Below are 231 nucleotides of genomic sequence, written 5' to 3'. Positions count from 1 at the left end.
ATACGGCGGCGGCTGTCGTCGACTTCGGCCGGCACTGCGTGCAGGCTGATCGCGACGCGGGCGCAGGCGGTGTCCAGCAGGCTCACGGATTTGTCCGGTAACTGGCGCGCCGGAATGTAGCGGTGGGACAGCTTCACCGAAGCTTCCAGCGCTTCATCGAGCACCTGCACCTGATGGTGTTTCTCCATGGTCGAGGCCACGCCGCGCATCATCAGCAGCGCCTTGTCTTCC

1 pseudogene is annotated in these 231 nt (G+C 64.9%); it reads right to left on the bottom strand.

Features of this window, described 5'->3' with window-relative positions:
- A pseudogene (locus AC0L20_RS41980) lies at positions 1–231 on the bottom strand (hypothetical protein); the annotation flags it as partial.

Source organism: Bradyrhizobium sp. Kon58 (genome assembly GCF_055807455.1).
Note: the sequence above shows the minus strand (reverse complement) of the source record. Positions and strands in the feature narration are given on the sequence as shown.